The organism is Vogesella margarita (genome assembly GCF_028548475.1).
Lineage (GTDB): Bacteria > Pseudomonadota > Gammaproteobacteria > Burkholderiales > Chromobacteriaceae > Vogesella > Vogesella margarita.
Map to the genome: position 1 here is coordinate 149,658 of NZ_JAQQLE010000006.1, position 13,669 is coordinate 163,326.

The 13,669-nt window shown below is 63.5% G+C and carries 11 protein-coding genes and 2 rRNA genes; 8 read left to right on the forward strand and 5 right to left on the reverse strand.

Features of this window, described 5'->3' with window-relative positions:
• Positions 1–163: 163 nt before the first annotated feature.
• The 4 genes from nudC to PQU96_RS08615 all read left to right on the forward strand — a co-directional run bounded on the left by nudC (position 164) and on the right by PQU96_RS08615 (position 5,375).
• A complete protein-coding gene (gene nudC / locus PQU96_RS08600) occupies positions 164–952 on the forward strand; it encodes an NAD(+) diphosphatase (RefSeq protein WP_272771899.1) in 789 nt (262 codons plus the stop codon).
• Positions 953–1,187: 235 nt separating this feature from the next.
• Entirely contained in the window at positions 1,188–2,816 is a 1,629-nt protein-coding gene (locus tag PQU96_RS08605; protein ID WP_272771900.1) for a methyl-accepting chemotaxis protein, read from the forward strand.
• Positions 2,817–2,984: 168 nt separating this feature from the next.
• Entirely contained in the window at positions 2,985–3,455 is a 471-nt protein-coding gene (locus PQU96_RS08610; RefSeq protein ID WP_272771901.1) for a putative pterin-binding protein, read from the forward strand.
• A gap of 3 nt (positions 3,456–3,458) precedes the next feature.
• Positions 3,459–5,375, forward strand: a complete 1,917-nt coding sequence (locus PQU96_RS08615; RefSeq protein ID WP_272771902.1) for a putative bifunctional diguanylate cyclase/phosphodiesterase — start codon at positions 3,459–3,461, stop codon at positions 5,373–5,375.
• A gap of 66 nt (positions 5,376–5,441) precedes the next feature.
• Here PQU96_RS08615 and PQU96_RS08620 read toward each other — a convergent pair whose 3' ends face one another.
• The gene (locus PQU96_RS08620; protein WP_272771903.1) at positions 5,442–6,896 is read right to left on the reverse strand and encodes an aminoacyl-histidine dipeptidase; all 1,455 of its coding nucleotides are present in this window, start codon (positions 6,894–6,896) and stop codon (positions 5,442–5,444) included.
• Positions 6,897–7,315: 419 nt separating this feature from the next.
• Here PQU96_RS08620 and pyk point away from each other — a divergent pair, with 419 nt between their 5' ends.
• The 3 genes from pyk to PQU96_RS08635 all read left to right on the forward strand — a co-directional run bounded on the left by pyk (position 7,316) and on the right by PQU96_RS08635 (position 9,703).
• The gene (pyk, locus tag PQU96_RS08625) at positions 7,316–8,740 is read left to right on the forward strand and encodes a pyruvate kinase (RefSeq protein WP_272771904.1); all 1,425 of its coding nucleotides are present in this window, start codon (positions 7,316–7,318) and stop codon (positions 8,738–8,740) included.
• A 215-nt stretch (positions 8,741–8,955) separates the two neighbouring features.
• A complete protein-coding gene (locus PQU96_RS08630; protein ID WP_189374200.1) occupies positions 8,956–9,537 on the forward strand; it encodes a LexA family protein in 582 nt (193 codons plus the stop codon).
• Positions 9,538–9,553: 16 nt separating this feature from the next.
• Positions 9,554–9,703 (forward strand): hypothetical protein, encoded by a 150-nt coding sequence (locus PQU96_RS08635; protein ID WP_272771905.1) that lies wholly within the window; start codon positions 9,554–9,556, stop codon positions 9,701–9,703.
• Positions 9,704–9,826: 123 nt separating this feature from the next.
• Here the strand turns inward: PQU96_RS08635 and PQU96_RS08640 are convergent, their stop codons facing one another.
• On the reverse strand, positions 9,827–11,080 hold the full coding sequence (locus PQU96_RS08640; RefSeq protein WP_272771906.1) for an Hsp70 family protein: 1,254 nt from the start codon (positions 11,078–11,080) through the stop codon (positions 9,827–9,829).
• 180 nt (positions 11,081–11,260) lie between these two features.
• Positions 11,261–12,175, reverse strand: coding sequence for a LysR family transcriptional regulator (locus PQU96_RS08645; protein ID WP_272771907.1), 915 nt, complete (start codon positions 12,173–12,175; stop codon positions 11,261–11,263).
• 138 nt (positions 12,176–12,313) lie between these two features.
• Here PQU96_RS08645 and PQU96_RS08650 point away from each other — a divergent pair, with 138 nt between their 5' ends.
• Positions 12,314–12,922: an FMN-dependent NADH-azoreductase gene (locus tag PQU96_RS08650; protein ID WP_272771909.1), complete on the forward strand. Its 609-nt coding sequence runs from the start codon at positions 12,314–12,316 to the stop codon at positions 12,920–12,922.
• Positions 12,923–13,344: 422 nt separating this feature from the next.
• Here the strand turns inward: PQU96_RS08650 and rrf are convergent.
• A 5S ribosomal RNA gene (gene rrf, locus PQU96_RS08655) occupies positions 13,345–13,457 on the reverse strand.
• Positions 13,458–13,569: 112 nt separating this feature from the next.
• Positions 13,570–13,669: ribosomal RNA gene (locus tag PQU96_RS08660) — 23S ribosomal RNA — on the reverse strand; the annotation flags it as partial.

Genomic DNA, 13,669 nt, shown 5'->3' on the forward strand with positions numbered 1-13,669 from the left:
CTGGACGTCGATCATTGCGCCGGCAGACACCGGGCCCGAGCCATCCACACGTTGGCCGCAAGTCCCCCTCCGACTCGCCCCCCCCACCCTAAAATGCGCGCGCCCGTTTCACCAAACGCACCAAGGGCATAGAATCGGCCCATCCATTTCCAGCCCACCCGCCATGACACTCAACTTACCCGACGTTGCCGACCCCACCCTGCCCACCCGCTGGTGCCTGTTTGACGGCCAGCAGGTATGGCTCGACGCCGGCACCTTCCCCGCGCAGCCCCCGGCACACAGCAGCAATCCGTACTTCATCGGCCACAACGGCCGGTTCAACCTGTTCAGTGCCGAGCTGATCGGCGCGGCACCGGCAAGCTGGCAAGCCCACACCCTGCGCCAGGCACTGCAGGGCCTGCCCGCCGACGCGGTGCCGCTACTGGCCCGTGCCGCACAGCTGCGGCGCTTCGAGCACAGCCACCGCTTTTGCGGTGCCTGCGCCCACCCGCTGCAGCCACACCAGCACGATCACGGCCGCGGCTGCCCGTCCTGCGGCGAGCTGTACTACCCGCGCCTGTCGCCGGCGATGATGGTGGCGGTCACCCGCGGCCGCGAAATCCTGCTGGCGCGCGGCCCGCACTTCAGCCCCGGCCTGTACAGCGCCCTCGCCGGTTTTGTCGAACCGGGCGAGACGCTGGAAGCCTGCGTCGAACGTGAAACGGCCGAAGAGGTCGGCATCCGTATCAGGCAGCTGCAGTATGTCGGCTCGCAATCCTGGCCGTTCCCGCACTCGCTGATGCTGGCCTTCACCGCCGAATACGCCGGCGGCGAGATCACGCCGCAGCCGGGCGAGATCGAAGCCGCCGACTGGTTCGACATCGACCACCTGCCGCCCACTCCGGCCGGACACTCCATCGCACACTGGCTGATCAGGCACACCGTCGAGCAGTTGCGCCACCGCGAGAATTAGCCGGCTGCGGCAAGACCACCACATGTTGCGGCCAACCTTGGCCGCAACAACAAGGCGGAACGTGACAAAAATGCCGGCCAGCCCGTAAAGTCCTTGCACAATGCTGTGGCGATTACGATAAATATTCTAAAGAATCGCAATTGTATTTAATATCGACCACATCAAAACGCGGCACACACCGTATGCGCCGCACACCCGACATCACCTACAAAAAATACTCTGCAAGGACAAAATCATGGGGAAACTAAAACTGGCACAGCGCCTGACGCTGGGCTTTGGCGCCGTCATCACACTGCTGGTACTCGGCTCGGCCTTTACCTTGTACCGCCTCGGCGGTATTCAGGAACGGGTATCGGAGCTGGTGGAATACCGCATTCCCGTCATCCAGAACTCTCGCTCCTTGAGCGCAGCCCTGCTCTCGGTCACCAACGCGGCACGGACCATCCTGCTGGAGAGCGACGACAAGCTGGTTGAGGAAAAACTCGACACCCTGAAGAAATCGGCAACCAAGGCACAGCAGGAATTCAAGGAAATGCAGACCCTGGCCAAGGACCCGAAAGAGGTGGAACTGGTCAGCAAGATCGACAAGTCGATGAAGGAATTCAACGTCCTGGTCGACAAGCTGCTACCCATGATCGTGCGCCAGAAGTGGGACGCCTCGATCATCGTCTCGGAAAAACTGGAACCGCAGGAACGCCTGCTCAGCATGCAGCTGGACAAGCTGATCGCTTACCACACCCAGGTGATGGAAGAGCAGAAATCCTCCACCACCAGCATCCTGAAGGAAACCATGCTGGCGGCCATCATCGCCATCATCGCCAGCGTCGGTGCCAGCATCATGGTGGCACTGCTGATCGCCCGTTCGCTGACGCGCCAGATCGGTGGCGAGCCGGACTACGCGGCGGAAGTGATGAAGGAGATCTCGCACGGCAACCTTGGCATCCACGTCAAGATCGCCAAGGGCGACAACAGCTCGCTGCTGTACAACCTGTCGCGCATGACCAGCGAACTGAACAGCGCCCTGCGCACCGTCGAGCGTAGCGTGCAGGAAAGCAGCGCCGCCTCCGACGAGCTGCGCAACACCATGCAACGCCTGGTCAGCCGCTCCGAAGAGCAGAACCGCGCCGCCGACGAGATGGCCAGCGTGATCCAGCAGATGGCCGTCGGCGTGCAGGAGCTGCACCACAGCGCCGGCAATGCGGAAAGCGCGGCCCGCACCGCCAGCGGCTCCGCCAGCCAGGGTGTGGAAGTGATCCAGGGCGCGGTACGCGAAATGGACGCCATCAGCACCCTGATCAAATCCACGGCCGGCAGCATTCACGAACTGGGTCGCCAGTCACAGACCATCGACAACATCGTGTCGGTCATCCGTGACGTCGCCGACCAGACCAACCTGCTGGCCCTGAACGCCGCCATCGAGGCTGCCCGCGCCGGCGAGCAAGGCCGCGGCTTTGCCGTGGTGGCCGACGAGGTACGCAAGCTGGCCGAGCGCACCACCAAGGCCACCGGTGAAATCGCCGAGATGATCGGCGCCATCCGCGTCAGCTCGCAACAGGCGGTGGAGGCGATGAACCAGTCGGTGGAACGCGCCAACACCAGCGCCGCGCAGGGCCAGCGCGCTGGCGAATCCATCGTCGCGATCCAGAACGGCACCGAAACCGTCGGCCAGAGCGTGCACTCCATTGCCAGTTCGTTGTCCGACCAGGCCCGCTCCGGCGAGCAGGTATCGCGCGAGGTGCAGCGCATTACCGCCATCGCCCAGCGCAACCGCGAAGCCGCCGACGAAGCCGTCTCCGCCGCCGCGCGCATGAGCGAACTGACCGAAGAAATCCGGCAGAGCTTCAGCCGCTTCCACACCGCCTGAGCTTGGCCGCAAGACAAGATCCGGTCGCGACACACGGCACCTGCGCCAACAGTGCGCAGGTAGCCGCTACAGTGCCAGACAACAATGAAAAAAGATGATAAAAGAATGGCAACCGGGCCATAAACTTCGGCCAGCCGTTCACGATCATGCCGCCAAAAGGACGCAGCAATGAAAACATGGCGAAACTGTCTTGCGATACTGACCCTGCTGGGCGCCACCGCACCTGCCATAGCAGCTGACAACGTGATCCTGACCATCGACCAGGAGAGCGCACAACACCATTTCACCCTGCAACAGCTTGCCGCCCTGCCACAAACCACCATCACCACCGCCACACCGTGGACCACCGGTCAGCACCGCTACCAGGGCGTCGCGATCGACACCCTACTGCAGCGGCTGAACCTGTCCCCGCAAGTGCTCAAGGTCCACGCCCTGAATGACTTCTGGGCGCGGGTGCCCACCTCCGTGGCACGGCAATACCGGGCGATTCTCGCCACCCACGTCGATGGCCAGCCGATGAGCCGCCGCAACAAGGGTCCGCTGTGGGTCATCTTTCCGTTGAGCGAACACCCAGAGCTCAATCAGGAGAAATACCACAACTACATGGTATGGCAGGTCAGAACCATCAAAGCCGAATGAATCATGGGCAAAGTCAGGTTCCTCTTCTTCGTGGCGAGCATGTGCACCTTCCTTGCGGTCACCGCCTGGTCGACGTGGAACTATGAACGCACCTTCCGCACCATCACCACCACCACCCAGACTTCTGCCTGGGCGCTGGCACAGCTGGAAATCGATGTCTACCGTCTGCAGGAAACCCTGAAGCTGTACCAGGCAGGTCACGCCGACAGCAACCAGCTCAGCCTCAGCTACGACATCGCCTGGAACCGGATGGACGTGTTCCTGACGGGTGACGCCAACCAGGAAATCCGCCAGCGCTTCGCCGCCGAGGCGCTGGTACGCAGCATTCTGCAGGTATTGCAGCGCCATGAAGCCGCCATCACCACCCCCTCTCCGGCCGACCCGCAACTGGAGCAGATGAGCCAGGAGCTGGATGCACTGATTCCGCGACTGCGCGACATCATGGTGCAGAACTTCACCGGCCCCAATGCGCTACAGGAAAGCCGCCTGCTGGACGAGGCCAAGATCCGCAACTTTGCCGCCATCGGCATCCTGCTGCTGTTCAGCCTCATCATGCTGGTGCTGCTGTTCCGCGAATCGAGAAAGCAGCACTTCCTGGCCTGGAACGACGTGCTGACACGACTCCCCAACCGCGCAGCCTTCATGAACAGGCTGTCGCAGCTGACCGCAAAAACGGACGCCCAGGTGGTGCTGTGCCTGGTCGACCTCAGCCGCTTCAAGGAAGTCAACGACAGCCTTGGCCACGCCGTCGGTGACCGGCTGCTGGCACAGATCGCCGGGCAACTGTTGCAGCATCAGAATGAGGATGTCTATCTGGCGCGCATCGGCAGCGACGAATTTGCGCTGGTGATGTTCGGCAACATGTCCGACTACAGCTGGTTCGCCTATTCCCGCAAGATCTACAACCAGCTTGAGCGGCTGCTGCATCACGAAGACCCGGCCCACCGCGTCAAACTGAACATGGGCATCAGCCAGTACCCGCAGCATGCCAACACGGTGGAAGAGATGGTGCTGTTTGCCGATCTGGCACTGGCGAGCGCCAAGCAGGACAAGCAGCTGCACTATCAGGTGTTCAACCGCTTCATGCTCGACCAGTACCAGCGTAAGCGGCTGCTGGCCGGCCACCTGCAGGAGTTGCTGGCCGAGCCGCACAATACCGAGCTTTTCCTGTGCTACCAGCCGATCATCAACATCAGCCAGCCGCAACAGCTGGGCGTGGAAGTGCTGATCCGCTGGGAGCACCCCAAGCTGAACTTCATCAACCCGCCGGACATCATCGAGATTGCCGAAGAAAACGGACTGGGCGAGAAGCTGGGCGAGTGGCTGTTCCGCCGCATGCGGCACGACATCGCCCGTTTTCCGGCCGACACCCTGTGTCACATCCACGTCTCGATCAACCTCAGCAGCTCGATCTTCAACCAGAACCTGGTCAACCGCGTCAGCGACTGGCTGCAGGACGGCCCGCTGCCCGCCAGCCAGCTGATCCTGGAGCTGACGGAAAACATCGCACTGGAGGATGTACAGCTCAGCCGCAAGATCTTTACCCAGCTGAAGGAGCGGCAGATTCGTATCGCACTGGACGATTTCGGCACCGGCTGGTCGTCGTTCTCCTACCTCAAGGACCTGAGTTTCGACAAACTCAAGATCGACAAGTCCTTCATCAAGCACCTGGACCGGGACAAGCGACTGCCGTTGTTCGTGCAGGCGATTACCGACCTGTCGCACCAGCTGGGCATTTCCGTGGTCGCCGAAGGCGTGGAGACCGAAAGCGAACTGAGCAAGATCCTCGAAATCGGCGCCAACGAGATCCAGGGCTACTACTACTCGCGGCCACTGCGGGCGGAAGCCTTCCACGACTTCGCCGAGCACTACCTCGCCGGCAACACACGGGAAACCCGGGCAAGAAGCGACCTCGCCTGACGCGTCATCACCAGCATGAAAAAACCCGCCGGTCGGCGGGTTTATTCATGCTGCGTGATCTCCGACTCAGGCGCTGACCGGCACCGCGGCCAGTACCGCCTGCAGCAACTGCCACGCCTTGCCCACCGAGGCCACCTCCACCCGCTCGCCCGGCGCATGCGCGCCACGGATATTGGGGCCGAACGACACCATGTCCATCTGCGGGTACTTGGCGCCGATGATGCCGCACTCCAGCCCGGCGTGGATCACCTGCACACCGGAGTCGGCGCCGAACTGCTCACGGTACACCTGCTGGAACAGCGCCAGCAGCGGCGAGGCCGGATTCGGCGCCCAACCGGGGTAACCGCCCTCGGTTTCCACCTCGAAACCGGCCAGACGGAACAGGCCGACGATCTCGCTGGCCAGATTCCGGAAGCCGCTATCCAGCAGCGAGCGCACCATCAGGTTGGTGAACACCTTGCCGTCGGCAATGCTGACCACCCCCAGGTTGTTGGATGTCTCCACCACGCCGGCCACGCGCTGGCTCATGCGCTTCACGCCGTGTGGTGCCGCGTGCAGCGCGCTCAGGATCGCCTGCTGGTCGGCCGGCGCCAGCACCTCGCCGGCACTGGCAAGGTTGGCCGCAATGCTCACCCCTTCGTCGACACCGGCCAGCTCGAAGCGCATCAGCGACTGGAACGCATCCAGATACGCTGCCAGCTTGTCGCCGTCAGCGGCCGGATAGGCGACCACGGCAAAGGCCTCGCGCGCCAGCGCATTGCGCGCGGTGCCGCCATTGAACGAGGCCACGCGCAGGTCGGTGACCGTCTCCAGCTCGCGCAGCAGGCGGATCAGCACCTTGTTGGCATTGCCGCGACCAAGGTGGATGTCGGCACCGGAATGGCCGCCGACCAGTCCGGCCACCGTCAGCTGGCGCACCTCGAAGCCCGCCGGCAGCGGCTGCGGCTGATAGCTGCGCCGCGCGTTGACATCGATGCCGCCGGCACAGCCCATGTAGAACTCGCCCCACTCCTCGGTATCGATATTGATCAGCATACTGCCCTGCAGCAGCCCCGGTTCCAGCCCCAGCGCGCCGCCCATGCCGGCCTCTTCGTCCAGCGTCATCAACACCTCCACCGGGCCGTGTGCAATGTCGTCGCTGGCCAGCACCGCCAGCCCCAGCGCCACACCGATGCCGTTGTCGGCGCCCAGCGTGGTGTTCTCGGCGATCAGCCAGCCGTCCTTCAACACCGGACGGATCGGGTCGTTGAAGAAGTCGTGCACGGTGCCGGTGTTGGCCTGGCACACCATGTCGAGGTGGCCCTGCAGCACCACACCGACCCGGTCTTCCATGCCCGGCGTCGCCGCCTTGCGCACGATCAGGTTGCCGGCCGCATCGACCACCGTCTGCAGACCGCGCAGCTCCGCCCAGCCTTTCAGATAGTCGCGCAGCGCCGCTTCATGCTTGGAAGGACGGGGAATGTCACACAGGGTCTGAAAGTGTTCCCACACGATGGTAGGTTCGAGGGCTGCAATATTCACCACAACAAGACGCTCCTTTATTCCGCCGGCGGGGACAGTTCATGCCAATAATTCCGCCAAAATAATCATCGAGTGACTCGTGATCACCCTTTTTGTAGACAATCCACTTTACCACGCTCCCCGGGGCGACGTCCTGAATGCAAGCGTTTCGCGTTAGCGGCCAGGGCAGCCGGCCAACCGCAAAAACGCGAGTGTTTGATTACAATCACGAATCCGGTTGGCACAAAAACAACGCTCAACGCCATCCGCACCACAGTTCATGCCCCTGCCGGCACCACACAACACACCACCATCCACTCCGGGGGAAGACACTTTGCGGCCAACCTTGTCACAGCGTAATTTTATTACCGCTGTAGCCACTTAATTACAACGCCATTCCGTACCATAATTACAGACACTCAATAACGGAGAGCCACACCATGACCCGCCGCACCAAGATCGTCGCCACCCTCGGCCCCGCCTCCAGCGATCCGGCAACCCTGGAGCGCCTGCTGCAGGCCGGCGTCAACGTCGTCCGCCTCAACTTCTCGCACGGCAGCGCGCAGGACCACATCGACCGTGCCGCGCTGGTACGCGCCACCGCCGAACGCCTCGGCACGCCGGTCGCGATCATGGTCGACCTGCAGGGCCCGAAAATCCGCGTCGGCAAGTTCGCCAACGGCAAGACCACGCTCGCCAACGGCCAGCCCTTCATCCTCGACGCCGACTGCGAACTGGGCGACGACCAGCGCGTCGGCCTCGACTACAAGGAGCTGCCCAACGACGTCGAAAGCGGCGTGGTACTGCTGCTCGACGACGGCCGCATCGTGCTGACCGTGGAAAAAGTCGTCGGCAACCAGATCCACACCCGCGTCAAGGTCGGCGGCGTGCTATCCAACAACAAGGGCATCAACCGCCAGGGCGGCGGCCTCACCGCACCGGCGCTGACCGCCAAGGACATCGACGACATCAAGACCGCGGCGCAACTGGAAGCCGACTACGTGGCGGTGTCGTTCCCGAAAAGCAGCGCCGACCTGTACATGGCGCGCACGCTGGTGCACGCCTCCGGCAGCCAGGCGCGCATCATCGCCAAGATCGAGCGCTGCGAGGCGATCGCCAACCTCGACGACCTGATCGACTCCGCCGACGGCATCATGGTGGCGCGCGGAGACCTGGCGGTGGAAGTCGGCGACGCCGCGGTGCCGGCGCTGCAGAAGCGCATGATCCGCCTCGCCCGCGAGCGCAACAAGCTGACCATCACCGCCACCCAGATGATGGAGTCGATGATCAGCAGCCCGGTGCCAACCCGCGCCGAGGTCTCCGACGTCGCCAACGCGGTACTGGACGGCACCGACGCGGTGATGCTGTCGGCGGAAACCGCCGCCGGCCAGTATCCGGTGGAGACGGTGGAAGCGATGTCTCGCGTCTGCCTGGAAGCGGAAACCTCGTCCGACTACCAGCTGGAGCGTGCCTTCCTCAACCGCGAATTCAGCCGCGTCGACCAGTCCATCGCCATGGCCGCGCTATTCACCGCCAACCACCTGCCGGTGCGCGCGCTGGTGGCGCTGACCCAGACCGGTTCCACCGCACTGTGGATGAGCCGCGTCAACTGCGGCGTACCGATCTACGCGCTGACGCCGGAGCTGGGCACCTATCGCCGCCTGGCGCTGTACCGCGACGTGTTCCCGATGCTGCTGCCCACCGCCGCCGACTCGAAAAAGCTGCTCGCCGCAGCCGAGCGCAAGCTGATCGAACAGGGCCGTGTCGAGCAGGGCGACATCCTGGTGGTCACCGTCGGCGACAGCGTCGGCCTGATGGGCAGCACCAACACCCTGAAAATCATCAAGGCCGGCGAAGGCCGCTAAGGCGCCACGGGCCGGTGCAACGCCGGCCCGTATTCCGCTCCCGGCGTGCGGCCAACGTTGGCCGCACGCCCCCCTTACCCACCTCACGCGCACAACGACAAACCCCTGATCCGCAACGGCTTCCGCCAAAAAACCACAGCCCGCCCAAGCGTCGCCACAATTCCCTTGCCTTCGTTTTTGAATTCGTACACAATCAAAAACAAGGAGGAATCAGGATGTCATCGCAAGGAGGAAAGCGCGAAGGCGCCGGTCGCAAATCCCGCTTCGGCGGCGACAAGACCGTCGCCATGCGCGTGCCGGAGCCGCTGAAACCGGTACTGGAAAACTGGCTGGACGAATACCGCAGCCTGCGCAGCATCAACCACAGCAGCATCGGCGACATCGCCCTGCTCGGCGAGGCGCTGAAAAACCTGTCGCTGCCGCTGTTTGCCAGCCGCGTGCCGGCCGGCTCGCCGGTCGCCGCCGACGACCTGAAAGAGGCCGATATCGACCTCAACCAGCACCTGGTGCGCAAGCCGGCGTCGACCTTTCTCGTCACCGTCAAGGGTGACTCGATGATCAACGCCGGCATCCACGACGGCGACATGCTGGTGGTCGACCGCTCGCTGGAGCCACGCAACGGCAAGGTGGTGGTGGCGGTGATCAACGATGAGCTGACGGTGAAACGGCTGGAGCGCTCCGCCGGGCGGGTGCGCCTGCTGCCGGAAAACCCGGCGTTCAAGCCGATCGAAGTGCCCGAAGACGCCAGTTTCTTTATCTGGGGTGTGGTGACCAGCGTCATTCACGCCGTGGACTGACCGCAAGGAGCAAGCCATGAACTGCTACAACGACCCGATCAAGATGATGTTCCGTGACTGGAAACGCCTGCCGCGCGCGTTTCGTGCCGTAGTCGAAGGCCAGCCGCAGGTGCTGCTGACCCGTATCGGCCACAGTTACTTCGTGCCGGTGGAGTTCGTCGGCTGAACTCCCGCTGCCGGCCTCCCCGCCCCGTCAGACATGCGGCCAACCTTGACCCCAAGGTTGGCCGCAATCCCATCCGCCATCACACCCAGCCACACCACCGCAGCGGTGCGTGCCAAACCCCGCTCAGCCGAAGCGGCGCATCGCGTCCAGTGCCAGCCCGCTGCCGATGCTGCCGTAACGGTCGCCCTCGACCTTGGCCGCCTGCGGCAGTAGCGCCGCCACCCGCTCGCGCAACAGGGGCACCGCGCTGGCGCCGCCGGTAAAGAACACGGTATCGATCTGCGCGGCGGCAACGCCGGCATCCTGCAGCAGGCGGTCGATGGTCTGCGTCACGCTGTCGATCTGGCGCTCGATCGCCTCGTCGAACTGGCTGCGCGTCAGCTGGTGGGTGAGGCCGTCGGCAATCTCGTCCAGCACCAGCTGGTGCGCCTCGCTGTCGGACAGCGCGATCTTCGCCGCCTCCACCTGGATCGCCAGCCAGTGGCCGGCGCGCTTGTTGATCACCGAGAACAGGCGGTCCAGCTTGTCGCGCTCCAGCGCATCGACGTACACCCCCTGCAGGTCGGCCAGCGTCTTGCGGGTGTAGGCAAAGTTGATGGTGTGCCAGGTGGCGAGGTTGAAGTAGTAGCCGGATGGCACCTCGGCATTATTCTTCAGCCGCGTGCGGTAACCCAGCAGCGGCATCACGCTGTGCAAGCTCAGCTGCTTGTCAAAGTCGGTACCGCCGATGTGCACGCCGCCGTTGGCAAGGATGTCGTCGCGGCGATCCAGCAGGTGGCGGCGCTGCGGCGACAGCCGCACCAGCGAAAAGTCGGAGGTACCGCCGCCGATATCGACGATCAGCACCAGCTCTTCGCGCTCGATGCGGCTTTCGTAGTCAAAGGCCGCCGCAATCGGCTCGAACTGGAAGGCGACCTCCTGAAAGCCGGCGCGACGCGCGACATCGGCCAGCGTGTCCTGTGCCAGCTGGTCGGCGACCGGATCGTCGTCGATGAAAAACACCGGCCGGCCGAACACGGCGCGACTGAATACCTGCCCCGCCTGCTGCTCTGCACGCTGCTTGAGGGTGCCGATGAAGGAAGACAGCAAGTCGATGAAACGCAGCGCACGACCATTGACCTCGGTCTGGCCATTCATCAGGCTGGTGCCGAGCAGGCTCTTCAGCGAGCGCATCAGCCGCCCCTCGTAACCGTCCAGGTATTCGCCGATCGCGGCGCGACCAAAGGCGGTGCTTTCCTCCTCGGCATTGAAGAACACCACCGACGGTAGGGTCGCCTTGTCGTCTTCCAGCATCAGCAACTGGCTCTGCCCGGCGCGAACACAGGCGACCGTGGAGTTGGAGGTGCCAAAATCGACACCGCATGCCGGAATAACCATCGTGCAACCCGTTCATTCAATAAGGAGGGGCAGGATTGTAGCAGAAGCGCCGCCCACACCCGAGACAAATGCGGCGACATGGGTGCGCCGGATATGTGGTTGCGGCCAACCTTGGCGCCGCCGCCGACGGCAACAGACGGCGAACCGCGTTATACGGTTCTCAACCGGCCGCAATAACCATCATTCGAAGCGCGCATTCCACTGCGGCGTGCGCGCCACCAGAAAGTCGACAAACACCCGCACCGCCGGCACCAGATGGCGGCGCCCGGTAAAGGCCAGGTGCAGGATGCCGCCCGGCATGGAAAAAGTCGGCAACAGCCGTCGCAGCCGGCCGTCAGCCAGCGCCTGCTGGCAGACCAGCATCGGCAACGCCGCCACGCCGCAGCCGTCTATCGCCGCCTGCGCCAGCACCACCAGGTTGTCGGTCATCAACCGCGGCGCGGCCAGTTGTACGCTGTACAGCTGGCCGACCTCGTCGTGCATCGTCCACTCGCCGCGCCCGTCCGGCCGCGACATCACCAGCGCCGGCCACGACGCCAGCTCGGATGGATGCTGCGGCAGGCCACGCTCGGCCAGCAACGCCGGACTGGCCACCAGAAATAAGGGCGACTGTCCCAGCGGGCGCGCCACGATACTGGCACTGTCTTCCAGCCGCGAACGCACCCGCAGCGCGACATCGATACCGTCATTGATCAGGTCGACGCGGCGCCCGGTCACCTCCAGCAGGATGCGCACCTCCGGATACTGCACCATGAACTCCGGCAGCAAGGGAGCCAACAACGACTGCGCCAGCAGATCCGGGCAGCTCACCCGCACGAGGCCACGCGGCACGTCGGTCGCACGGGCGATCGCCTCCTGCGCCGCCTCCGCCTCGGCCAGCATCGCCTGGCAGTGGCCGAAGTAGGCCTGCCCGACCTCGGTCAGCGCCAGCCGCCGCGTCGTCCGCTGCAACAGCTGCACCCCCAGCTGCGCCTCCAGCTCGGCAACCCGGCGCGACAGCCGCGACTTGGGCACCCCGATCTGACGCGCCGCCGCCATGAAGCCGCCGTGCTCGGCCACCTTGGCAAAGAAATACAGATCATTCAGGTCTTGCATCGCGTGAGCTCCGTCAGCATTGATGTCAAATTCAGGACAATCATTCCCGATTCAGCAGTCTAGTTCAGCATTGTCGCAAAAACTATCATACGTTCCATTGCTACTGCCAACCGGCACTCACCCGAAACGGAGCTCACCATGAAAATCCTGCACCTTGATTCCAGCGTCCTCAACGACAACTCGGTTACCCGCCAGCTGACCCGCGCACTGGTCGACAGCCTGCAAGCACAACACGGTAGCACCGGCGTGATCTACCACGACCTGGCCAGCAACGAGATCCCGCACCTGTCGGGCGAGATCCTCGGCGCCGCCTTCACCCCAGAAAGCGACTGGAGCGAGCTGCAGCGCAGCGAGCGCGCCCGCAGCGAACAGCTGATCGGCGAATTCCTCGGCAGCGAGATCCTGGTCATCGGCGCGCCGATGTACAACTTCTCCATCCCGTCGCAGCTGAAAGCCTGGATCGACCGCGTGGCCGTCGCCGGCCGCACCTTCAAGTACACCGAAACCGGCCCGGTTGGCCTGGCTGGTGGCAAGACCGTCTACGTCGTCTCCGCCCGCGGCGGCGTCTACAGCAACGAGCAAGGCCAGGCGATGGACTTCCAGGAAGACTACCTGAAGACCGTACTCGGCTTCCTCGGCATCAGCGACGTGCGTTTCATCCGCGCCGAAGCCGTCTCCATGGGCGACGACGCCCGCAGCAATGCCCTGCAGTCCGCCAAGGAAGCCATCTCCCAGGCTACGCGCTAAGCAGCCAAAGGCACCTCCTGGTTGCAAAAACAAAAAGGCAAGCCGCTCTGGCTTGCCTTTTTACATGCTATTCACAGTGATTCACTGTCCGGTACGGGCTGACCTGCTGCGTGAACTGGGGAAACAACGGACCTCCATGGCGGATCAGCCGCGGCCTGTCGGCACAACCCGTCCGGGGCTATCGCCTCCACAGGTATCGCCATCTGCTGACGCGAGGCGCAAGGTTGGCCGCAAGGGGGTCAGTGGCAGCCGTTCCGGTGTGTATGGGGGGGGCTGGAGAGGTCATGCGGGTAAAGAGCAGAGCGGTCCTCCCAGCCGGCCACGCCCGAGGGAGGAAGCTTGAATGACGGCAGCAAAGCTCGATGCTTTTACGCTCACAAAGCACAAAGCCCAGCTCGATTGAGCTGGGCTTCGTAAGGGGCGTCTGGCGGTGTCCTACTTTCACACAGGTATCTGCACTATCATCGGCGCTAAGGCGTTTCACGGTCCTGTTCGGAATGGGAAGGCGTGGGACCACCTCGCTATGGCCACCAGACATAAACTGTCACAAATCAAAGAAGCCTACACTGAGTCTGTCACTCAGCCTGGTAGAAGATCTTTTGTATCGGTCGCTTGCTCTGCCCTCTCGGCAAAGCCACTCAAATGATAGGATCAAGCCTCACGAGCAATTAGTATCGGTTAGCTTAACGCCTCACAGCGCTTCCACACCCGACCTATCAACGTCCTGGTCTCGAACGACTCTTCAGG